Here is a 21,186-nt window from a genome sequence, read left to right on the forward strand (position 1 = left end):
AAAAAAGCGGAACCGAGGACGGGGACACAGTGAGTATCTATCTGCGAGATAGCGAAACCCCGATCTCGACGTACCCCCCCTATCTTGAGGAGCTTTGCGACTTCTTCGCTGCTTTGGAAAGTGCCCCCCAAAGCCAAAGATTCCCCGCATTTCATGACGAGGACGGAGAGTTGCTTCAGATAAATGCACGCGAGATCGTGTGGGCAACGGCCCCAACTCACTTGATCGACGAGGGCGTCATTAGCCCAATCGAGGGAGACATGGAACCCTTAGGTGGAAACCAATCGTGAAGCCAAAGCGTCTCCAGCCTCAGGGCTGCACATGACTACCACCGCGGATCGTTCGCCGCCACACCATCCAGCTTCGCGCACGCCCAGCGCCTGATCTGCAACAGCGCCTCCGCCCAGCTCCCGGGCGTGAGCAGCCGCCAAGCCGCCTCAGGATGAGGCCAGATCCGCCGCACACGAAACATCAGGATGTCGGGCTGCGACAGGTCCGCCGGGTTGGCCTCGTGGCCCACCTGGTACAGAACCACGTAGGCCGGCAGCCCGGAGCGCTGGGCGAGCCGTGCCGTCACCGTGCAGGCCTTGGTTTTCTGCCCCACGTCCCGGGCCGTCTCAATGAGCGCCAAGGGCTCTCGGTCCCGGTCGTCGTACTCGACGTACAGGGCACCGTCCAGATCGATCATGGAGAGCCTGGCGGCCTCCTCAATGCCGACATAGCGGCGGGTACTCTGTGCCCGATGCCAGGCGGAATACGCCTGATCCCGGGTTCCGTAGCGTTCGGTCTGCATGGCACCTCCAACGCGGCAAAAGGGGCAGCGAGCGTCGGCTGTGCGTCAGCCGACCTCTCGTGGTGGCGTGGATTACTCCACCGTTTGGGGAGCAGGCATGGTGAGGGCTCCAGGGTTCCGGAATAGATGGCTAGCCCACACCCGGCCTCTTGATGCTTATGAGTGAGCTCTACCGGTCAGCCATCAGGCCTTTCATGAAGTCCTGAAAGCCAAGATCCAGCTTGGCTGCACGGATGCCCCACACTCGAACATTGCAACGTCCATCCGCATTGCGGCCGACGCGGACTTCAGCGTGATTCCGGCACGAGCCTCGACGAGGGCCGGGAAACTCGCCCAACTTAACGGCTCCGCTGCCGATGAGCTCCTCCTCGGTGCCAATCATACGGATCTCGACTCCACGTAGAGTAGTCTTGTACGCGTCCGTAATCGGCAACGCAGCCCTAATAACGTGCTTCATCTTCAGTGTCTTCATAGCTCACCTCCTTCGCTCTCGGTGACGCTGGAGCCCAGGACGATGAGCAGGGACCGCGGCACACGCTCATGACCAAGACACAGCGGCGCCGGCTTGTCGTCCCAGGTGATGCAGGCCGAGCCATCGGGATAGACCTTCATCACGGTGCCGGTGCGGCCGGCATGGAGGGAACGCACGCGGTCACCAATGTCGAGCTGCTCGCGGAAAATCAGAGCCAGATGCCGGGCCGCAGGCAGCCCCACCCTGACGGGTGTCGAGATACGCTGAATCGTCATGATCAGCCCTCCAGCGCAGCGATTGCGATCTGAAAGGCGGAGGCCCTACCGTCGTGATAAGTCCGCATCTTGGCCGTGCGCGCCTGGCTGGCTTGCTTCTGGCTGTCGGCCAGAGCCTCGCGCAGGAAGGAAAGCGGGCTCTCTTCGGCCTTCGATTGAGCCGGGCTCAAGCCGCACTCAGCGGCATTGACCAGCCCCTGCGCCAGCTCGATCAGGTAGGCCGCGCCATGGGCTACATTGTCCTGGTGTTCATCCGCCACGCTCAGCACGGACGCACGGGCCGTGTCCAAGAGGCACGACGCATGAATGAGCGTGGCGGACAAATCAGCACCCTGGCGGACCTGGAGCAGGTTGCCGTCGATGGAGTGGAAAAAGTCGTGGGAAGCAGTGCCCCGCTTGGGTGCGGGCGAAACAAGGGCAAGGTGGGACATGGTGAGACTCCTAGATTGCGGTCAGTTTTTCCGCACTCCAGCCGCCAAGCTGGGGGGCGAAACCGTGCAGGTTGGCGGACCGGAATCTAGGAACCGGCAGGGTTTCCCCTCCCGCACGGCCCGCCCATAGGCGCTACCATGCTGCGGACGTAAAAAAACCGCTCAGGGCGGTTGTCCGCCTAGATTTTGTCCGGGCCGCCAAGCCCGGCCGCTGTTGTTTGCAGCGACGGGATCAGGATGCTCCGGGAGATACCCGGGTGTCAAGGGGAGCCATAAAATCTCCACATTGATGCGTCCAAATTACGCTTGATAGAGTCGGTACAGCACCCGCGACACAAGCATTTCACTATCGACCAAGACAGTAATCCGCCGCCTCTGCCGCGCGCCGCCTAGCATCATCGGCGCTGAGTCGGCGCGCAGGGTGCGCTTGTAGGGTCGTTGTCGGCCATCAGTTGATCCCTTGTGCGCGCCGGTACAGCGCGACAATGTTTTCTTCGGTGACGGGGCGCCCGGCACGGCTCAGGGCGGCGGTGATCTTCGCGCGCTCGCCGGCCGGGACCTTCACCTTGTCGCCAGCCTCCAGCATCACAGCGGGCTTCTCGCTGTCCCATAGCAGGCCGGACACGCCAACCTTCGTGAAGAGCTGGGCAGCCGTTTTCTGGACTTCCTCGGGCGTGAGCTTGCCTCCCTTGGCCTGCTCGCGCTCTCTCACTCTGGCCTCAAAAGCAGCCCAGATGCGCCCGACCTTCTCGGCGCCCGTCTTGTCGGTGTCCTTCGGCGTCGGGTCGATCCCGGCCTCGCGCATGTACTGGCTCAGCACGTCGCGCGTCGTGCGAACCTGGGTCAGATCCTTGCCGCTGCGCAGGTCTTCTTGCTGCCCGACGAGAGCCTTAAACTCCGTGTCCCCCAGCTTGTCGCGGAAGGCCATTAAGTTTGTCTTGGCGAGCAGATCCGGCTTTGTCTTCAGGTCGTAGTACAGAGCCCAATTGGTTTCAATCGGAGCCCCCTTTGAGATCCGGCCGGCAAAGCCCATCACCTCATCCACTTTTCCCGGCGGGATGGCGTTGCGAACGCTGGCAGGCAGGCCGGCATAGTTGCCGCCGTTGGCGACAAGCTGCCGCTGGGCCTCGGCCAGTGCGCCTTCGTCGCGCTGCTTGATCGCGTCCTCCTGCATCTTGAACTGCCGCGCCACTTCCTCGCGGGCCAGCTTGAGGCGGGCCGGGCTTCCGGCGATGGCCGGATTACTCTGCAGCTCCGTGTCGATGTCGGCCAGCGTTGGGCGCGGCGGCACTCCGCCGCCAGCGTTGAACGCAGCCATGTTCTTGGCGACGTACTGCTGGGTTTCCTTCGGCATCAGTGACAGCCAGGTCATCTGCCGAGGGGCGTTGGGGTCGGTGTTGGCATCGACCATCACCGGCTTGCCCGCGTTCTTCAGCGCGGCACCGACGCGGCCGGGCCCGGCGTTGTAGGCCGCATATGCGAGCGACAGATCACCGAATACCTGGAGCTGTTTGTTGAAGTACGCACGCCCCAGCGCCTTGTTGTACTCGGCGTCGGTGCGGTAACGATTTTCGTCCCACGGCAGGCCCGCGAGCTTGGCGGCCTCGGGCGCGGTGGCCGGCATCACCTGGGCAATGCCGATGGCGCCTTTGCGGCTGGTGAGTGGCCGCCCATTGTCGTCAAACTGCTTGCCGCCGCTCTCTGTGCCCAGCAGGATATTGAAAGCCCGATCCATGTCGGTCGGCGCCAGGCGAGGGGCTGCGTTCTTGATGGCCTGAGTTGCTGCGGTGGTAGCCTCCTTTGCATCCATCTGCTTAGTGATCAACCCTTGCGCTGCCAGGATGTGATCCGGTGTCATCTGGGCACGGTACTTGTTGAAATACCCTTCTGCATACTGGAGCTTGCCTGCCTGCACCGCAGCGGCAAACGCATCGTGGTGCGCCGCAGAAAGCTGGGTGATCGCCTCCTGCTCGGCCAGCTCTTGCGGAACCCCAAGCTGATGAGCCTTGGCGAAGACCGCCGCGCGGATCTCCTCCGTTGCGTCATCGATGCGGCTGCGCTTGGTCACTGGGTCGATCATGTCCTGGCCGTTGCCGCCCATCAGAGCGATGGCCCGCTGCTGGGATTTGATCGCGCCGTCGTAGGTACCCACTTGGTAAGTGGCCATCTCCTTCAAGAGATGGCGCTGCGCAGTTTCGTTAAGCTGTAGATGCATGTCCGCTGCGTCGCGCTTGAACAGCTCGCGCTGCCGATCATTTCCCAGCGTCGCCGTGATTTCATCCACAGTGCCCTTGAACCGTTCGGCGTACTCGTCCGGCAGCGCCTTCTTCGACGAGCGTTCGAGCGCGGCGATGCCCTTCTGCGCCAGCACGCCCTCGGACGAGTCATAGATCAGGGTGTTCAACTTCTCGCGCGCCCGATTGCGGGCATCGATGCGGCGCAGCTGGTTTGCTTCATCGACCATATCGGCGTGAATGCGGGCCGCCTCGGCGCCAGCCGTCTCTATCGCCTGCCCCATCTGCGCACCCTGCCGCGCGGCGAAGTTCTGAGCTTGCGGGGCGTCAAGGCGGATGGAGGGGCCGGGCGTGGCGCCGACCAGGGGGGCATCAACTCGGGGGACTGTCGGCATGAAATCCTCCTATCAGACGACCGTGAAGCCGCTCGCGCGCGCCAGGTTGCGCTGCACGCCAATGGTCACGCATGCGTCGAACTTGCCAGCGGTCAGCGGTGCTACGCCCACCCGATAAACCACCTGGGTGAAACGCCGCAGCCGCGTGGGGAACGGGATCTGCAGGAGCGCCGTGCCGGCAACAACGCCAGCCACCGGGAACACGGCGCCGCCGATCACGTCGGAGAAATTCACCCCATCCTCTGAATCTTGCAGAACAGCCCGCAAGGTCGCCGAACCGCTGGAGGTCGCGGCAGTGTTGCAGACGACGCACAGGAACACGTCATCAACCGCAAGGCCAATGTCCGAGGCCAAGGCGCTGCCGGTGTCGTAGATGTTGGTCGATGCAGTGTCGCCGGGGAGGAGGACTGCTTGGGCCCGGCTGTAGATCAGGTTTGCGTCACGAAATGCCATGTCAGCTCCACCGATTTTGAATAGAGTCGGGCCAGGGGGCCGCGTCCGGGGTTTCATCGAATGAGGTTTCTTGGCCGAAGGCCCGGCGGCACGCGATCAGCGTGTCACCCTCGCGGAGTGCGTCCTCAAGCGCCATTCCTTGGCTCTCAAGATGCAAAGCAAGGCGCGCCCTTGACTGCGCCTCACCCTGGGTAAGGGGCGGGACCCATTGTTCTTCGGTCATTTCAGCTTTCCTTGAATGCGTGCCTGCCGGGCCAGGCGGGCCACCATGAGCACAGTGTCGGGGTGATCGCCCAAGCCCTTGGCGTCGAGGAGCTTGGCGCGGCGGGGGTCTTGCGCGATGAAGGCGCGGGCGTCCCGGAATGCCTGGGCGGCGCTGTTGCCGTAGGTCTCATTCAGGCGGGTGACCGCCTGCTCACGCCAGGCGATGCGGTCGGCGTCGCTCGGCGCCTCGGGGATCTGCCGGGCGATGGACTGCAGGGCGCGCACGTCGTCGTGCGACATCGCCACATCGGCGGCCATCTCGCGCAGCTCGGCAAGGGCCGCACGCTGCACCGGCTCGGGGATGGCCTTGGCGGTCTCGTCGCCGGCCCACAGATCATCGGGCAGTACCGATGCGTAGCTCCCCTGCGGCGAATACAGCGCGCGGAGGCCGTCAGCCTCCCGCATGGCCTTGATGTTCTCGGGCACCTCGACGGCCGGCACCTCTTCCGGCTTGCCATAGAACGCCTCCTGGGCACGCTCATCCGACGTCCGTTCCACTTGGGGCTGTGGTGCCGGCGCGCTGGGAGGAGCGGCCTGGGTTTGCTGCGCGGGCCCCGTGGGGGCGTCATAGAGCGTTGAGAGCGGCGCAGAGCCTTGGGGAGCGGCCTGAGCCTCACTGGCCCTGGCCGCTACGGACGACGGAGCGTCGTAGAGCGTGTTCAAGTTGGTCATTGCAGCAGGCCCTCCTTCTTGGCGACCTCGCGCATGCGGGTCAGCAACACATTGCCCATGCACTGCGCCGCGTCCGTCGCCCGTTCTGGCTGGCCGGCGTGGTGACGCATGTAGCTGAACTGCAACGCGTGGTGGTCGTTCATGCCGTGCGTCGCGGTATCCAGCTCAGCGGCCATCGCGGCGCTGATCTCGCTTGCCGTCACGCTCAGGGAATAGTCGTGACCCCCTCGGCCATACACTGTGGTCTTGAAGAACGCGTGCGACTCGGTCCGCATCTCTGTGCAGAGGCTCTTCCAGTCGGCACAGGCAGCCTTCAGCGTGTCCAGGATCTCGTCGATCTTTGCGGCGGCCTGGATGCGCTCCACCTGCAGGCGCTCCGCGGCCTCTAGGTGGCCGACTGCCTTTGCACGGGCGGCGTCCTTCGCGTCGGCGTCGTCGGCGGCCTGGGCGGCAACGCGCGCCTTGCGGAGCATGTCGAGATCGGCCTCGGCTGCCGCGAGCTTCTGGGCCGCATCGCGAGCACCTTGCAGGGCGGCGGCGCTGGCCGGCGTCCGGGCCAGTTCGACGCCCGCAGCATGGTTGGCCTTGGCGGCTTCAGCCGCCGCGCGCTCGGCAAGCGCTATTTCCTGTTCAAGTTGGTCAAGCTTTGTGGTCATGGTGGGATTCACTCCGGGCGGGGGTTTTACGGAAGGCTCGCAGCCAGTCGTCAAGATCGGCCGCATCAACACGAAGCTGGCCGGTGGGGAAGGCGTACAGCACGCAAAACTCGCCCCGCTTCACGTAGCGGTCAATCGTTCGGCGGGATAGCTTCAGGCGCTCTGCGGCTTCGTCGAGGCTGATCAGGTCGGGCATGGTTGGCGGCATCGGTTGTCGTGCGATGACTTTATTTGTCGTCAAACGCGGCACGCGCACCCCCATTGAACAAAGTGAAAAACCCGGCACTGGGCCGGGTTTTCTACCGTTCAACCATCGAGTATCTGGCAGGCGTCTGACATCGCCGAGCCCCGCGGCAAATGTGGGCGACGGTGCTTTTCGGTATGCCGCAGGCCTGGGCGATTTGCGAATAGGTCAGCCCCTGGTCGCGCAGGGAGAGCAACAAAGAAACCTCCCCGTTGGAGTACTTCGCCTGCGGGTGCGTCTCGCCGATCCGCTGCCCTTTTTCATTCACTGCCACGATTTTCATGCCGCTCCTCCACTTTGAAGAACTGGGGATGCCGGAGGCGCGCGTGTGCAATGGCACCATCGATAGCGCAGCGGCGCTCCAGCGAGTCGGGCGCGCCCACCTGGGACGCCTCAATCAAGGCACGGCGGACGGCCTCTGGAAGGCGCCCGGCGATTTCAGGTTTTTTTAGGGTCATGGGCTCAGGCCTCCTATGACTGCCGGTTACGGGCCAAACGCGCGCGCAGCTTCTCGGACGCCCGCTTCATGTCGGCCTGATCTTTGGCGACACACCACGCCTCACGACGCGCAATGCGCTGTTCCAGCCGGTGCTGCTCGAGTTGGCGCAGCTTCTCGGCCCGCTCGGCCTGGCGCTCGGCTTTGCGCTCCGGTGACTCCCACCTAGCCGGGGGCGCCTCGGTAACGCGCAGTTCATCGAGGAGCTTTCCGGCCTCGGAAAAGCGTTTGCCCAGCACGCTAAGGATCTCCTCGATCATCGACCAGCGAGAGAAGCGGATGTGATCCTGGCTCACCAGCCAAAGCAGGTACGGTGACGGCAGTTCATCAATCGGCCTGCCTTTGTGAAGGCCCATCGGTATCAACATGGTTTCTTCCTTTCTTCGTATATCGCCCGCCCACATCGCGCGCGATGCGTCGGGCTGGGGTGTTGTTTTGTGCCCCCATGCGCCTGGAGCACATCCTGCATCTCAGGTTTTCTCAGGTAGGAGAGCCCGAAGTGCAGCTATCCAGACCTCAACATTTCCCAACAGCCCATCGCTTGCGCTGAGCCACATCTGTGCCCTCTCAATCACGCCTCAAACCCTTTCCGCTGGGCTGGTTTCTCCGGCCGAGCGGCAACCGGACAAGGGCCGTGGTAATCGGTGAAGCGCATGCGCGGGCCATCCAGGGCCAGCAGGCATTCACCGGTGGGGCCGTTGCGGTTCTTGCGGATCAAGAGCTGGGCGAGCCCTTCCCATTCCGGCGCCTCGCGGTGCATGGATTCGCGGTGGAGCATCGCGACGATGTCCGCGTCCTGTTCGATTTCGCCGGAGTCGCGCAGGTCAGCCAGGGTGGGCCGCCTGTCCAGTCGCCCCTCGCTGGCGCGGTTGAGCTGGGCCAGGGCGACCACTGGCACCTTCAGCTCCTTGGCCAAGGCCTTCAGTCCGCGGGAAATGGAGCCCACCTCCTGCGCCCGGTTGTCGCCGGTGCCGCGCATCAAGCCGAGGTAGTCGATCACCAGCAAACCAAGCCCGTGGGTGCGCTGGATGCGTCGTGCCTTCGCCCGGACGTAGGCGACGCTGACCGCTGGGCTGTCGTCAATGAAGAGCTTCCAGGACGCGGAGGAGGCCACCGCCGTGTTCATCTGGTCCCAGTCGTCCCTCTCCCTGGTGCCCGCGCGCATCTCCGAAACGGGCACGCCGGAGCGCGCGGCCAGGATGCGCGCGGCAATCTCGCGGCGGGTCATTTCGAGGGTGAAGAACAGCACCGGTGAGCCACCCGCTGCTACATGGGCAGCGATGTTGCAGCCGAGCACGGTCTTGCCCACAGAGGGCCTTGCAGCAACGATCACGAGCTGCCCGGGCTCAAGGCCTCCGGTCATATCGTCGAAGCCGACAAAGCCCGTAGGAAGGCCTGCAAGCCGCCCCCCACGCTCCATCCTCTCCTGCACGTCACCGAGCACATCGCAAAGCACATCCTGGAGGCGCGAGGGTTCCGTATCGGAATGATCGACGAGGGCCTGCATGCTGGCTTCAGCTTCCGCGGCGATGTCCGCAGGAGAGCGGCCGGCGGGCGTAGAGCAAGCGGCCAGGATGTCGGTGGCCGTCTGCTGCAGACCCCGTAGGGTGGCCCGCTCCCGGATCGTCAGGGCGTAGGCCTTCGCGTTGCTGGCGAGGAATCCGCCGTTGCCCAGCTCCCCCAGGTAGGCGATGCCGCCCACTCGTTCCACCTCGCCTCGGGCTTCCAGACTGTCGAAGACCGTGAGCAGATCCACCGCCTTGCCGGCGTCGTGCAGAGCCTTCGCCGCGGAGAAGATCGCTCGATGGTCTGCGCGGTAGAAGGCATCGGCGCTCACGAGCCCCTCGATACGGTCCAGGACTCGGGGGCCATCGGCCAGGATCGCGCCAAGGAGGCCTTGCTCAGCTTCCAGAGAATGCGGCGGCAGGCTGTGCAGGTCGGGGACGTTCATCAGACGCACCCCCGAAAGATCTGATCCTGCGGACGCACGATCGCTGCGGGTGGGCAGTCAGCCTCCCGGTGATACTTGTTCTCCAGCGTACGAGCGAAGCCGGACGGAGACGTGAGGAAGTCGATGTCGGCTAGGAACGGTGGCCGGCCATTGGTACCCTGCGTTCTCCCCGTCAAAAAGTCGCTGTCGGCGCAGATCTCGAAGAACTGCTTCCAGGCAGTGAGCCCTTCCTCGCGGCTGTTGTAGCCGAAGGGCTTGGACGTCAGCTTGGCTGCCTCCGTCCATCGGGCCTTGATTGCAGCCTTCCGTGACTTGCTGATGACCTTGCACCGGGGATTGTTCGGCAGGGCTTCGTGGTAGGCATTAACGATCTGCTCATAGGGGCAGGCGTCGGCAGCTTTGCTGCTGACAGAGGGCTGCTCCTCCACCACTTGACGTATCTCTGACGGTTCACTGACGGTTAGGGTGTCATGGGCGACACCCGTCTCCCGTCTTGGATGACACCCGTCCCCGTCTTCGGTGACACCCGTCTGACGCCGAGGGGTGTCACCCGCTACACCCGTAGGGGTGACATGGGAGACACCCGTCAGACGAGAGAGATTCAGGCGATAACGCCTGCTTGAACCTGGCGCCCCGCCCAGCTCGTTTCCCGTGACGTGTACAAAGCCGCCAGCGATGAGGCTATGCACAACACGTTGTGCTTGCCGCTCCTTAAGTCGAACCTTCTCGGCGATCTTTCGAACACTAGGGAAGCAATTGCCTTCGTCGTCGGACCAGTCCGCCAACGCGAGCAGCGTCAGCAGTTCAGAGCCGCCGCCAGGATAGCCATCCCAGACTTTTGAGAGGACGCGGACGCTCACAGGCCGGCCCTCCTAGCTGCACGGCGGCAGGCTTGCGCGTACTCGGCGGGACTGAGGCATTTATGGATGATGTTGGCCTTCAAGGTCTCATACCGCTGCGCAGCAGAATGGGACTTCAGACGAGGCTTCGGATTCCGATCACTTGCCTTGCCGTTGATCTTGGCGGCCATCACTCACCGCCTTTCGGTAATGCGCTGACGCCGGCCTTCAGCACCGGCACCAGCACGGACGCCAGGCCAGCGGCAGTAGCCCACACAGGGCCCCGCGCTTCTGCAAACGCAATAGTCAGGTGGTGCGCGATGACTTCAACGGCTTTAGCTTGGCTGTCGGCCTGAAGTAGCTCGTCGAGAAGATCCTGGGCTACACCCGCGGCACGCTGCTCTGCAGCTTGTGGAGAGATGTTTGGAATCGTGTTCACGCGGCGCCCCCTTCAAGAAAGCCAGGGGCGGGCCAGTGCGGGACGCCCAGGGAATAGCGGGCTACGCTGCGCCGGATGCGTCCGCGAAACTCGACTTGCGGCAGGATCGTGGTGAGGACGTTGAAGCCCCTGGCCCGCAGCTCATGCACGCGGGCGGCGGCTTCGGGGATGGCCAGCTCTGCGGTCAGACGGAAGGACAGAACACTGCCCTCAGTGCGCAGAAGCTCAAGAACTTCGGCACATTGCCCGGTGACAACGGGAGGCCTATGATTGTGGGTGAAATCGTCTTTGGGGCTGCTCTCGTTGGAGCGGCCCTTTTTGTTGTTGGTCATGGCGCCCCCTGTTAGCTAGGGGTGCCAGCGGTCAAGCGCTCAAAGGAATCCGCAGGCCATAGGAGACGCCCGTTCGGAAGCTTGATCGGCTTGATGCCGTTGAAGTGGCCGTTGCGCCAGACGGCCGTACGGATGCTGGCGGATTTGTAGCCCAAGCGTTGCGCGAAGGCTGCGGTTTGAATCGTTTGCTGCATGGCATCACCATTCGTCTATGAAGGTGATGCCACTCTGACTGCCGGCAGTTTTTTGAAGCCCTACCGCCGGTAGCGAAACCCAGCAATGACGCGGGTTTCGAGGCTAATTGCCGGTAACTTTGCCGGTAGTGAATGCCGGTAAGTCAGTCAAAGCTACCGGTGTAGGCCTCCCACTCATCCAGGTACTGAGGAAAGCTGCGGCAGATGATGGTTCCGAGAGCCTTGCGCCGCATGTGCCCCTTTTCAGCAAGGCACATGGCGAGCCTGGCGGGATTCCATCGGGATTGAATTCCCCTCCCTCCGGCATCGATCCGGGCCAGACTCATCCATTTCGGTGGATCGCCCAGCATCCTTTCCCATTGCTCGTCGGTTTGCCCTCTGCGCGGAGGGAAGCAAGCGACTATTTGGTCTTTGGTTACCCCAAGATCCACGTTTGAAACCTGCTTCACTTCGCGGTCTTGAGTAGCGCGGTCCTCGCTCAAAGACACACCGCCAAGCTCTGCCACGGTTGCGTGGTTGATCAACGTTAAAGCCGTCATCCCGATAGACTCTAGCCAAGCATTTATGCTGTTTGGCAGCACCCTTAAATAGCCTCGTGTCAGAGCATGCACGTCTGATTCAGACTCGCGCAACGACCTTTCTCGCCCTAAAAATGGATCGAAAATTTCGAGATCACCATTCCGCACTGCTTCTCGAATCTCCTCGAGAAGTCTCCTCGTTTTGCCTATGGCGAGGAGATAGTCGCCTGGAGCCTCTTGCCCTCCCCAAGCATCTGCAAAATCTTGAATGGTGATACCAGGGACGACGACGGTACTTTCCTGATCATGAGACATACTCTTGCGCTCCTTCAAGCGCCCTTCAATAGGACGCCGCGCCAGGCGGGTGAAGGTGTCCCGCTTTTCGGTTGGCCGACCTAGGCGCGGCGGTGGTGCTCGGTCAGGCGGCGAACAGCTCCGGCGCTCGCTTCACCACAGGCATGCCAGCCATGCGCGCTTTCCACAGGTCATAGGCGGCCTGCTGGGCGATCCACGCATCGGCGCTGCCGCCATTCTCCACACCCAGCCATCCTTCGAGACGCAGGGCCATTTCCGGTGAGATTGCAGCCCGGCCGTTGAGCACGCGGGACAACGCTGCACGAGTCACGCCAAGCTGCGCGGCGGCTTCGGTCACGGTCAGCCCCAGGGCCGGCAGCACATCTTCCCGTAGGGTTTCGCCCGGGTGTGGCGGGTTGTGCATCGTGGTCATCTCAAATCCTTCTCAGTGATAGTCCTGGTAATCCACCAGAACAGCGTCCTCACCCTCGAAGCGGAAGGTCAAACGCCAGTTTCCATTCACGGTCACGGCGAAATGCTCGGCCAGATTCCCCTCGAGGGGATGCAACCGCCAGCCGGGCATGTTCATGTCATCGGGCGCTCGGGAAGCGTGAAGTCTTGCCAACTGCCGTGCGAGCTTGGCGGCGTGGTGTGGCTGGATGCCTGCCTTGCTACCGGATTCAAAGAAGGCTTTCAGCCCCTTGTGCTCGAAGCTCTTAATCATGAGTCAGTGTATAGCGTAACGTTTCAGGTTTCAATACTCAGGCTTTCACCACCCGCAGTCCAGCCGCCTGCTCTTCGCTCGGCTGCGAAATGCCGGCCTGCTCCAGAATCCAGCCTTCAATCTTCACATGCCACATGCGCAGCAGGTCGATAGGCCGGCGGCGGTAGTGCTTCTCGGCCAAGGCAGACGGCTTGTGTCCTTGAATCTGAGCCACCACACCCACCGGACACTCAACCCACTCGGCCAGGGTGCCGAAGGAACGGCGCAGGTCGTGCAGGGTGAAGGGCGGCAGGCCGGCGGCCTCCATGGCGTTCTTGTGCGGCTTCAGGGGCTCCTGCAGGCGTCCCGACTCGGCGGAGGGACTGGAGAACACCCATTCGTTCCGGCGCGGCAGGCCGGCCAGCAACGCGGCAACGTAGGGCGTCAGGGGAATGATGCGCTGCCCCTCCACCTTGTCCTTGATGGTGACGGTCTTCCATTGAAAATCGACATCCTCCCAGCGCAGGGCTGTCAGCTCCTCGCGGCGCGGGCCGGTCAGCAGCAAGGTTTGCAGGTAGGCAGCATGCACGGGATTGCGCAGGGCCCGTACGTGCTTGAACCACAGGGGCAACTGCTCCCGCTGCAGGCTATCGCCTTTGGCCTTGACCGCCCTCACGTGGTCTTTCACCTCGGAGGTTCGGCAGGCATCGGGGCAGACGATCCCGGAATACTCGGGGCGCTCTGCGCACCAGTTCAGGAAGGCCCTGACCAGCCGGTAATTCTTTGCAGCCTCGGTAGGGCCGCGCTCGTTGTTCTCCTGCATCCATGCGGCGAGGCGCTCCGAGGTCAGATCCTTCAGAGGCTCGGCCAGCAGGGAATACACCATGCCGGGCAGGGAAAACTCCCCCTGCCCTTTCTTGCGGCCCCGGGTGATCCGCTCGCCGCCCGGCTGGATGGCCTTTTCATGGTCCCGCCTGGATGAATCACCCCACTTGTGGGAGCGGGCCGCAACATAGGCCGGCCAGGCATCGGCCACGGTCAAAGCCTGGCGGCGCTGCTCCACCTGTTGGGCATCTGCAACGGCCTGACGGGCGACCTCCTCGGCCTTGCGCGCCTCCACTTCCTGACGCAGCACGTCGCGGGGGTCTTTCCCTTCGTCGATCATCCGCTGGTAGCGGCGGGCTTCCTCGCGGGCGGCCTCGATTGTCCATGCATCGACGCTGCCGATGGTGATGCGAATGTCCCTGTAGCCGAGACCACTTTGGAAGATGAAGTTCTTCGAGCCAGAGGCACGGACACGAACCGCGAGTTGCGGCGCGTCCTCATCCCAGAGGAAGCCCTCTGACTTGGGTTTGAAGGCTGCGATGCGGGGAAGCGTAAGTCTTTGGCGGGGCATGGCGGCAACCCTGGGAAGGACTGGGGAAGGAATAAAATCGATTTTCGTCCATTCCTGTCTATGATGCAACTGGAGCACGAAGACCAAAAAACCCAGTATCTATGCCACCTCCAAGGGATCTTGTGGATTCTTATCTATACCTATCGAAACCCCGTTTTTGCCGACTCATAATCGCTTGGTCACAGGTTCAAGTCCTGTTGGGCCCACCATAGCACCAAGCACAAGGCCAATCCTTCGGGGTTGGCCTTGTGCTTTCCGTCCCGCGTCTCGCCATGGCGCAGCGGAATCTGTCAGGGAGAACGACGGACTGCCACCTTCAGAAATAGACCTGCAGCCCCACCACAAACTCCCGGATGTCGCCGAGCTGCTTCCACTCGGCGCGAAGGGCCAGATCGCGCTGCAAGGTGTAGTGCTGGCTAAGCGTCCAGCGGGTCTCGTCCGAACTCCCCCCCCAGCGATAGGCTGTCCGGGTGACGCGGGCAGCCACTTTCCACCCTGCTCTCGGTTCGGCAATCAGGCCGGCGCTGAAGCCCGGGCCGGCGCGCGCCGGTCGCCCCGCACCATCCTCAAACTCCAGGCCCGGCAGGGCAAACCACAGGATGCGCCACGGCCACCGGGTTTCGGTGGCCAGACCTGCCTGCGCCTGAGCCCGGAAGGCCAGGCAGCCGGGGCAGTCACGCCGCGGTGAGGGCGCCCATCCCGCCTGGGCACGCCAGGCCGGGCGGGGCAGCAGGGGGTTGAAGGGCGGCATCGACTCGATGGCGATCAGGGTCAGTTCGTTCAGACGTGTGCGGCCCGTTTCCGGGCTATGCCGGAAGGACGCCCCCAGAAGCTCGATTGCCGCCTCCGGTGCGTAACCGGCATCCGCTTCGAGCAGATCGTGAAAGCTCGCCCGTGCGCTCAGCTCGATGAAACCCTGGTCAGCCCGCTGCCCCAGCGCAAGACCGATGCGATGGGAGGCGTGCCCTGCCTCCGGGCGGCCGGCGTAGGGCGCGATCGCGAAGGACGATGCGGCTTGCCCGACTGCGCTGCGGGCAGCCAGCAGGCGATGCACGTCTTCATCAGCGCGGGGCGCAGCGGCTCCCTCCCCCTCCCCTTTCCCCTTCCCGGCGGCGCCTCCGCGCTGGCGCAGATCCAGCGCCAAGTCGAGGAGCAAGGCCTGGCGATCCGGAGCAAGCGCCTGAAACGCCGGGCTCTCCACCTGACCGACATCCGCCCGAATGGCCTGTGCCTGCACCCGCTCGGGGGCGTCCAGTGCGGCATAGCGTCGCCGGATGGCACTGCCACGTGCCGGGCGCGGTGTAACGCTGCCCACCAGCCCGGCTTCGGCGTTGATCAGGCGCAGCACATCGGGCGGCGCCACCCACAGGGCAAACCGATCAGACAGCACCCGTGATGGGTCCGCCACCTCCAGCAGGGTGAGCAACTGCCAGGCGCAGTTCTCGCTGAAGAAGTAATAGTCGAATCTGACCTCACGCAGCTCCCACAGATGGGCGACGAGCCGCGCCATCTGCCCCGGAGTGAGATTCAGCCGGTATTCCCAGATGTCCCGGTTCTCGATGTCGCTGTAAGTCCGCACCAGGCGGTCATAGGATTGCAGCTCGAAATAGCCGGTGAATCCGCCGGCGATGCCTTTGATTCCGTACATCAGCCCCGTGCTGCCGCTGTCGTCGGCCGCATAGCTGACCGCGTAGGCCAGGAGCTGCGTGCTGGCGGGTTCCCCGCGCCGGTCAAGGCGCAGCAGGGTGTGGCCGAAAAGCGACGCCGGATTGTTCAGGTAGGCGGAGGTGAATACAAAGGTCGCCGTCTCGGCATCCAGTTCGGCCTTCCAGCGCGAATACGCCTCGCAGCTGTGCTCGGGCAGGCGCCGGGGATCAAAGCCCAGTTCCTGCCGCAGCCAGGCGTAACGGGCGACGAAGGCGCACTGGGCAGGCTGGGGATGGGCGCCGACGGGCGCAGCGGAAAAAAATGCGGCCAGCGTGGCTGGCCAGTTCGGCAGCGGGATCGGTCTTGCCCTCCGGAGCAAGAAAGAAACGTGGGTCATCGGCATCACTGGTGAGGCCATCGCCCAGGGCATTGCTTCGGTAATGCAGCAGCACCTGCCAGTCCCGCCGTTCGGCGAGATTTGCCTCGGCAGCCCGCAACTGCAGATCGGCAAGATAGGCGGAATCCGCCCGGGCGCCCGGCGCCCACAGCATCAAGCCAAGAATCAGCAACGCGCCGGCGCGCACCCGGGCGGCCGGCGTAAAAAGCCCCCTCAGTTCAGGGCTACGCGCTGAGCAAAACGCGGATCAGCCCGCATTTCGCGATCAAGCGTCGTCAGCATGTCGGCGGCGCGGGTCTGGGCGCTGGGAAACAGCTTGGTGAAATTGCTTTGCGCAAAGGCAAAGAACGCAGGCCGCTGGGCGGATTCGATCTGCATCAGGCTGGCCAGCGACGACAGGTACTCACCCTGGCCGATGCTGATATCCCGCTTCAGGTGATCGAGATTGTTTTCGGTGAAACGGGCGATCCGCTGCTCACGGGTCATCAGCGAGGCACTCTTGGAGTCGCCACCGCTGCTGCTACTGCTGTGGCTGCTCGAGCTCGGGTCGATGACGGTACAGGCGCCTGCGCTGATGAGCAAAACAGAAACAAGCGCAATTTTGGGCAAGGTCTTCATGATCGAACAAACCAAGAGTTGAGAAATCGGGCTGAAAGTATCGCCGCCAACGCGTTACGGGGTCAATCAGCGGCCACAAGTCGCCTGGAGAAGGAAAACCATGGCACAGCTCGCCCGGGCGTCCCCACCGGACGGCGATACAATCTCCGGCCGGATTCAGGGCAAACAGAGGAAGCACGACCCACGATGAGAACCAACCTGCAGGTACCGTTTGCGGAAAAGGACCAGGCCAAGGAGCTGGGCGCCCGATGGGACGCCACAAAGCGCGTCTGGTACGTACAGAATGTGACCGACCTGACAGCCTTTGCACGCTGGCTGCCCCAGGGCGGCGATGCCCCGACACGCTCTGCCGGGGCTGGAGCAAGCAGGAAGACAGAAATCGCCGCGGTCGTGAAGACTGGCGCTCGCTATTTCGAACTGGACTGTGACTGCCTGCCCTGGGTAGGCTGCCGCCACTGCCAGGAGGCCCTTGTGGCTCGGGGATGGGCCGCACAGGCCTGATTGCTCGGCATCCACCGTCAACACGAGCACATATATTCCGTCGCCATTTTCCCTGAAAGAAGCTGCGAAATCGCTAAAGTTGGCTGAAGAACGGCCGTTTCCGCATTCAGCAATCTGAAATGCGGCCCCTGCCCCCGGCTGCCCGGACGTTGTCAGCTACCGTGCTTGCACCAGCCCGGCGGCAGACCTTATTGGCAAGCTCTTTCAGGAATGAATCAAATGACCATCTCCCAGCGACTGCGCCTCCTTGTCGCCGCGGCTCTCATGAGCCTGCTTGTGCTGACAGGCATCAACTACCAGCAAATGAATCAGGTCTTCGATGAGACGAACTACGTCAGCGTCAACGTCGTTCCGAGCATCGAACTCCTGAATAAGATTAGTGTGGAATTCGGTCGCTTGCGCGTCCGGATTTATCGTCATGCCTTGGCCACCAACGCCGAGGACATGGCTGAAATCGAGAAGACGATCATTGACAGCCAGACCAAGCTCAATCAGCACCTGAAGAATTACGGGAATTTTATCGCCAATCCCGAGGACCAACGGCTACTTGACGAAGAGATCAAGGCAGCCGAGGAACTGAACCAGCGAATTAGTGGAGCATTGGCCGTATCACGGACCAACCGGTTTGATGACGTAAGGGCAGAACTCGCAAAGATTGCCCCCTACTCCCAGAAGTTCATCGACCACATTGACGCACATATGAAGTTCAACGAAGAACTGGGTAAAGAGAGCGTTGAGCGTGCCATCCAGGTCAAGGACCGAGCCACCTGGATCGCCATCGGCATTCTCGTCGCAGCTGCCGTAGCCATGCTGGGATTGAGCTTCAGCACCACTCGCAGCATCAATGTGCGCCTCGCGGAAGCCAACCAGATCGCGGCACGCATTGCCGCTGGTGATCTGACCACCCAAGGGGTACAGAACAGCAGCGCAGACGAGATCGGCACCCTCCTCACCGCCCTCGATACCATGCGCAGCGAACTGGCCCGGACCATAGGAGAAGTCGTCGCCAACTCCAACAACGTGGCCCTGTCCGCCAGCCAGTTGTCGAGCGCGGCCCAACAGGTCTCGATCAGCAGCGAACAGCAATCCAGCTCCACCTCGGCCGCTGCCGCTGCGGTAGAGGAGCTCACCGTCAGCATCGATCACGTCGGCTCCAGTGCCGACGATGCCAGCGCACGCGCCAGCGAGGCCGGCAGCCAGGCTGTCTCGAGCGGCAAGGGTGTTGACGCTGCATCCGAACGGATCGGCCGGGTCGCCGAGCAGGTCGAGACCACTGCCGGGCAAATGCAGATCCTCTCCGATCAGGTTCAACAGATCGACAAGATCACCGTCGTGATCCGTGAAGTGGCTGATCAGACGAATCTCCTGGCCCTCAATGCCGCCATTGAAGCCGCCCGCGCCGGCGAACAGGGCCGCGGCTTCGCGGTGGTCGCCGACGAGGTACGCAAGCTGGCCGAACGCACTACCAGTTCGGTTCAGGAAATCAGCTCCGTAATCAGCACCATCCAGCAAGGCGCGGCTGGAGCCGTGAGCAGCATGCAATCGAGTCGCACACTGGTCAGCGAAGTGGTGCTGGCGGCAAGCAAGGCCAGCGAGTCGATGAGCGAGATCTGTCAGTCCGCTTCAACCATGCAAGGGGCCATCGACAGCATCTCCGATGCCCTGCGCGAGCAGCGTGGCGCCTCGACGGAATTGGCTCGCAACGTCGAAGCCATCGCCCAGATGTCAGAAGAGAACTCTGCTGCCGTCGGCTCGGTTGCCAGCACAGCCCACCGTCTGCTGACCGTAGCCGACAGCCTGAAGGGCAGCGTGTCGCGCTTCCGGATCTAAAACAGCACATTGATCTGCGACACTATGCCGCACCGTTCTGGTGCGCGATCTTGCCGCAGATCAAACCAGCTTATTTCAGCAAAATCTAATGTGGCGCTCTCTTGAAAACTCAGGGAGTCCACTGCAATGCACCATCCTGCGCCGCACCACCGCGCCCTTCTTCCCCTCGTTCTGCCCGTCGCGATTGCATGTGCTTTTCCGGCCTACGCTGACGACACCCTGCGTGAAGTCGTAATCACAGCGCCCGCCATGGCGGCGCCCCTCACCGTCACCACCGACCCCCGCGCCCCCCGCCAGCCGGTTCCCGCCCACGACGGCGCCGACTACCTGAAGAACATCCCCGGCTTCTCGGTGATCCGCAAGGGGGGCACCGACGGCGACCCGGTCTTCCGCGGCATGGCGGCTTCGCGCCTTGGCATTCTGCTGGACGGTGAAATGATCCTGGGTGGCTGCGGCATGCGCATGGACCCGCCCACCGCCTACGTTTTCCCCGAGGCCTTCGATCGCATCACCGTATTGAAAGGCCCGCAGACGGTCAAATACGGCCCGGGCAACAGCGCCGGGGTAGTGCTCTTTGAGCGCACGCCCAAAGTCCGCAAGGGCTTCTCCGCCTATGCCGAAGGCAGCCTGCTGGCCGGCAGCTTCGGACGCAATGACCAGGTGCTGGAAGCCGGCGTCGGCAATGAACGCTACTACGGTGAGATCACCGGCACCCACTCCCACAGCCAGGACTACAAGGACGGCTCCGGGCGCACAGTGCACTCCCGCTACGACCGCTGGAGCGTGAATGGCGCCGTCGGCCTGACCCCGGACGAGAACACCCGTATCGAACTCAGCTTTGCCAAGAGCGACGGCCATGCGGCCTATGCCGACCGCAGCATGGACGGCACCGCCTTCGACCGGACCAACGTGGGCCTGAAGTTCGAGAAGTCCCGCATCAGCCCACTGTTCGCCAAACTCGAGGGGCAGATCTACCGCAACTACGTAGACCATGTGATGGACAACTACAGCCTGCGCACCGCCACAGGCATGAAGATGGTCAGCAACCCCGACCGGGAGACCAAGGGCGGGCGCATCGCCGCGACACTCGACCTGAGCCCCCGCAGCACCCTGGAAACCGGCATCGACTTCCAGACCAATGACCACACCCTGCGCAAGGCCAGCGGCACTGCCGTGGCCAGCTACGACGGTCTGGTGCGCAGCCCCGACATGCGCTTCAACACCTGGGGCGTTTTTGGCGAGCTGACCCACGAACTCAACGCCGCCCATCGCCTGATTGGTGGCGCCCGCCTGGACTGGAGCGAGGCCGAAGACCAACGCAGCGGCAAGAGCACCTCTGGGCGCAGCGACAAGGACACCCTCAAGGCCGGCTTCCTGCGCTGGGAGAACGCCTTCACGCCCACCACCACCCTTTACGCCGGCCTCGGCCACAGCGAGCGGGCCGCCGACTACTGGGAGCGCACCAAGGCACCGGGCGCCACCTCGACCATGATGACCGGCACGGCCAGTACCTTCTTCCTGAAGCCCGAAAAGACCACCCAGCTGGACACCGGCGTGATCTACGCTGCCGGCCCCCTGCGCACCTCGGCCTCCCTGTTCTACGCCAGGCACAAGGATTTCATCCAGATCCGCCAGATCAACGCCTTCGCCACGGACGCGCTCAACATCGACGCCACCACCTACGGACTTGAAGGCGATATCAGCTATGCCCTGGGGCGGTTCTGGAAGGCCTGGGGTACCCTGGCGTGGGTCCACGGTGAGAACGACAGCAATGACAAACCCCTGTCCCAGATCCCGCCCCTGGAAGGCCGCATCGGTGCCGGTTATGACAACAAGACCTGGAGTGCGGGCGCCCTGTTGCGCATGGTGCAGGGCCAAAAGCGCTACGACACCGGCTACGGCAACATCGTGGGTCAGGACATTGGCGCCTCGGCCGGCTTTGCCATCGTCTCCCTGAACGCCGGCTACCGGCCCTCCAAGGGTTTCCTGGTCACTGCCGGGGTGGACAACCTGTTCGACCGCAGCTACGCGGAATTCATCAGCCGCAGCGGCGCCATGGTAGGCGGGTTCACCCAGACCACCCGGGTGAACGAGCCCGGCCGGACCCTATGGCTGAAGGCCAACATTGCGCTTAACTAGGGA

At 63.3% G+C, this 21,186-nt stretch carries 28 protein-coding genes; 4 read left to right on the top strand and 24 right to left on the bottom strand.

Annotated features, from left to right (window positions below; translation table 11 throughout):
- The coding region (locus ACIQ09_RS06385) for a hypothetical protein (protein WP_398307359.1) at positions 1-290 on the top strand (290 nt) is incomplete at its 5' end.
- Positions 291-325: 35 nt separating this feature from the next.
- Here ACIQ09_RS06385 and ACIQ09_RS06390 read toward each other — a convergent pair.
- The 24 genes from ACIQ09_RS06390 to ACIQ09_RS06505 form a co-directional block, all read right to left on the bottom strand.
- Positions 326-793, bottom strand: coding sequence for a hypothetical protein (locus ACIQ09_RS06390; RefSeq protein ID WP_398307361.1), 468 nt, complete (start codon positions 791-793; stop codon positions 326-328).
- Between the two features lie 169 nt (positions 794-962).
- On the bottom strand, positions 963-1,265 hold the full coding sequence (locus tag ACIQ09_RS06395) for a hypothetical protein (RefSeq protein WP_398307363.1): 303 nt from the start codon (positions 1,263-1,265) through the stop codon (positions 963-965).
- On the bottom strand, positions 1,262-1,540 hold the full coding sequence (locus tag ACIQ09_RS06400; protein WP_398307365.1) for a hypothetical protein: 279 nt from the start codon (positions 1,538-1,540) through the stop codon (positions 1,262-1,264). The genes ACIQ09_RS06395 and ACIQ09_RS06400 overlap by 4 nt, the downstream gene beginning before the upstream one ends.
- Positions 1,541-1,542: 2 nt before the next feature.
- A complete protein-coding gene (locus ACIQ09_RS06405; RefSeq protein ID WP_398307367.1) occupies positions 1,543-1,971 on the bottom strand; it encodes a DUF3077 domain-containing protein in 429 nt (142 codons plus the stop codon).
- Between the two features lie 448 nt (positions 1,972-2,419).
- On the bottom strand, positions 2,420-4,600 hold the full coding sequence (locus ACIQ09_RS06410; RefSeq protein WP_398307369.1) for a transglycosylase SLT domain-containing protein: 2,181 nt from the start codon (positions 4,598-4,600) through the stop codon (positions 2,420-2,422).
- A 12-nt stretch (positions 4,601-4,612) separates the two neighbouring features.
- Positions 4,613-5,053 carry a Bbp16 family capsid cement protein gene (locus ACIQ09_RS06415; protein ID WP_398307371.1) on the bottom strand — a complete coding sequence of 147 codons (441 nt, stop codon included), beginning with the start codon at positions 5,051-5,053 and terminating at the stop codon, positions 4,613-4,615.
- Position 5,054: 1 nt separating this feature from the next.
- Positions 5,055-5,276 carry a hypothetical protein gene (locus ACIQ09_RS06420; RefSeq protein ID WP_398307373.1) on the bottom strand — a complete coding sequence of 74 codons (222 nt, stop codon included), beginning with the start codon at positions 5,274-5,276 and terminating at the stop codon, positions 5,055-5,057.
- On the bottom strand, positions 5,273-5,815 hold the full coding sequence (locus tag ACIQ09_RS06425) for a hypothetical protein (RefSeq protein WP_398307375.1): 543 nt from the start codon (positions 5,813-5,815) through the stop codon (positions 5,273-5,275). The genes ACIQ09_RS06420 and ACIQ09_RS06425 overlap by 4 nt, the downstream gene beginning before the upstream one ends.
- A 170-nt stretch (positions 5,816-5,985) precedes the next feature.
- Positions 5,986-6,645 carry a hypothetical protein gene (locus tag ACIQ09_RS06430; RefSeq protein WP_299881240.1) on the bottom strand — a complete coding sequence of 220 codons (660 nt, stop codon included), beginning with the start codon at positions 6,643-6,645 and terminating at the stop codon, positions 5,986-5,988.
- Positions 6,629-6,841, bottom strand: a complete 213-nt coding sequence (locus ACIQ09_RS06435) for a helix-turn-helix transcriptional regulator (protein WP_398307378.1) — start codon at positions 6,839-6,841, stop codon at positions 6,629-6,631. Before ACIQ09_RS06435 ends, ACIQ09_RS06430 begins: the two co-directional genes overlap by 17 nt.
- A gap of 103 nt (positions 6,842-6,944) precedes the next feature.
- Positions 6,945-7,172 carry a helix-turn-helix domain-containing protein gene (locus tag ACIQ09_RS06440; protein WP_398307380.1) on the bottom strand — a complete coding sequence of 76 codons (228 nt, stop codon included), beginning with the start codon at positions 7,170-7,172 and terminating at the stop codon, positions 6,945-6,947.
- Positions 7,150-7,347: a hypothetical protein gene (locus tag ACIQ09_RS06445; protein ID WP_398307382.1), complete on the bottom strand. Its 198-nt coding sequence runs from the start codon at positions 7,345-7,347 to the stop codon at positions 7,150-7,152. Before ACIQ09_RS06445 ends, ACIQ09_RS06440 begins: the two co-directional genes overlap by 23 nt.
- 13 nt (positions 7,348-7,360) lie before the next feature.
- Positions 7,361-7,753, bottom strand: coding sequence for a hypothetical protein (locus tag ACIQ09_RS06450; RefSeq protein ID WP_398307384.1), 393 nt, complete (start codon positions 7,751-7,753; stop codon positions 7,361-7,363).
- A 203-nt stretch (positions 7,754-7,956) separates the two neighbouring features.
- Positions 7,957-9,336: a replicative DNA helicase gene (gene dnaB, locus ACIQ09_RS06455; RefSeq protein ID WP_398307386.1), complete on the bottom strand. Its 1,380-nt coding sequence runs from the start codon at positions 9,334-9,336 to the stop codon at positions 7,957-7,959.
- Positions 9,336-10,196 carry a helix-turn-helix domain-containing protein gene (locus ACIQ09_RS06460; RefSeq protein WP_398307388.1) on the bottom strand — a complete coding sequence of 287 codons (861 nt, stop codon included), beginning with the start codon at positions 10,194-10,196 and terminating at the stop codon, positions 9,336-9,338. Before ACIQ09_RS06460 ends, dnaB begins: the two co-directional genes overlap by 1 nt.
- On the bottom strand, positions 10,193-10,366 hold the full coding sequence (locus ACIQ09_RS06465; RefSeq protein WP_398307390.1) for a hypothetical protein: 174 nt from the start codon (positions 10,364-10,366) through the stop codon (positions 10,193-10,195). The genes ACIQ09_RS06460 and ACIQ09_RS06465 overlap by 4 nt, the downstream gene beginning before the upstream one ends.
- On the bottom strand, positions 10,366-10,614 hold the full coding sequence (locus ACIQ09_RS06470; protein WP_398307392.1) for a hypothetical protein: 249 nt from the start codon (positions 10,612-10,614) through the stop codon (positions 10,366-10,368). The genes ACIQ09_RS06465 and ACIQ09_RS06470 overlap by 1 nt, the downstream gene beginning before the upstream one ends.
- Complete coding sequence (locus tag ACIQ09_RS06475; protein WP_398307394.1) at positions 10,611-10,946, bottom strand: helix-turn-helix domain-containing protein; 336 nt, start codon at positions 10,944-10,946, stop codon at positions 10,611-10,613. The genes ACIQ09_RS06470 and ACIQ09_RS06475 overlap by 4 nt, the downstream gene beginning before the upstream one ends.
- Positions 10,947-11,283: 337 nt before the next feature.
- On the bottom strand, positions 11,284-11,991 hold the full coding sequence (locus ACIQ09_RS06480) for a hypothetical protein (protein WP_398307396.1): 708 nt from the start codon (positions 11,989-11,991) through the stop codon (positions 11,284-11,286).
- Between the two features lie 85 nt (positions 11,992-12,076).
- Entirely contained in the window at positions 12,077-12,385 is a 309-nt protein-coding gene (locus ACIQ09_RS06485) for a HigA family addiction module antitoxin (RefSeq protein ID WP_398307398.1), read from the bottom strand.
- Between the two features lie 12 nt (positions 12,386-12,397).
- Positions 12,398-12,676 (bottom strand): type II toxin-antitoxin system RelE/ParE family toxin, encoded by a 279-nt coding sequence (locus tag ACIQ09_RS06490; protein ID WP_398307400.1) that lies wholly within the window; start codon positions 12,674-12,676, stop codon positions 12,398-12,400.
- Positions 12,677-12,713: 37 nt separating this feature from the next.
- Positions 12,714-14,051 (bottom strand): tyrosine-type recombinase/integrase, encoded by a 1,338-nt coding sequence (locus tag ACIQ09_RS06495; protein WP_398307402.1) that lies wholly within the window; start codon positions 14,049-14,051, stop codon positions 12,714-12,716.
- Positions 14,052-14,367: 316 nt separating this feature from the next.
- Positions 14,368-16,095, bottom strand: coding sequence for a DUF4105 domain-containing protein (locus ACIQ09_RS06500; protein ID WP_398307404.1), 1,728 nt, complete (start codon positions 16,093-16,095; stop codon positions 14,368-14,370).
- Positions 16,096-16,308: 213 nt separating this feature from the next.
- On the bottom strand, positions 16,309-16,713 hold the full coding sequence (locus tag ACIQ09_RS06505) for a DUF3015 family protein (RefSeq protein ID WP_398307406.1): 405 nt from the start codon (positions 16,711-16,713) through the stop codon (positions 16,309-16,311).
- A gap of 186 nt (positions 16,714-16,899) precedes the next feature.
- Between ACIQ09_RS06505 and ACIQ09_RS06510 the strand changes: the two genes are divergently transcribed.
- The 3 genes from ACIQ09_RS06510 to ACIQ09_RS06520 all read left to right on the top strand — a co-directional run bounded on the left by ACIQ09_RS06510 (position 16,900) and on the right by ACIQ09_RS06520 (position 21,183).
- Entirely contained in the window at positions 16,900-17,214 is a 315-nt protein-coding gene (locus tag ACIQ09_RS06510) for a DUF5710 domain-containing protein (RefSeq protein ID WP_398307408.1), read from the top strand.
- Positions 17,215-17,433: 219 nt separating this feature from the next.
- Positions 17,434-19,044, top strand: a complete 1,611-nt coding sequence (locus ACIQ09_RS06515; RefSeq protein ID WP_398307410.1) for a methyl-accepting chemotaxis protein — start codon at positions 17,434-17,436, stop codon at positions 19,042-19,044.
- Between the two features lie 126 nt (positions 19,045-19,170).
- A complete protein-coding gene (locus tag ACIQ09_RS06520) occupies positions 19,171-21,183 on the top strand; it encodes a TonB-dependent copper receptor (RefSeq protein ID WP_398307412.1) in 2,013 nt (670 codons plus the stop codon).
- The last annotated feature ends 3 nt before the right edge of the window (positions 21,184-21,186 follow it).

The organism is Zoogloea sp., from assembly GCF_044344315.1.
In the GTDB taxonomy this organism is placed as follows: Bacteria; Pseudomonadota; Gammaproteobacteria; order Burkholderiales; family Rhodocyclaceae; genus Zoogloea.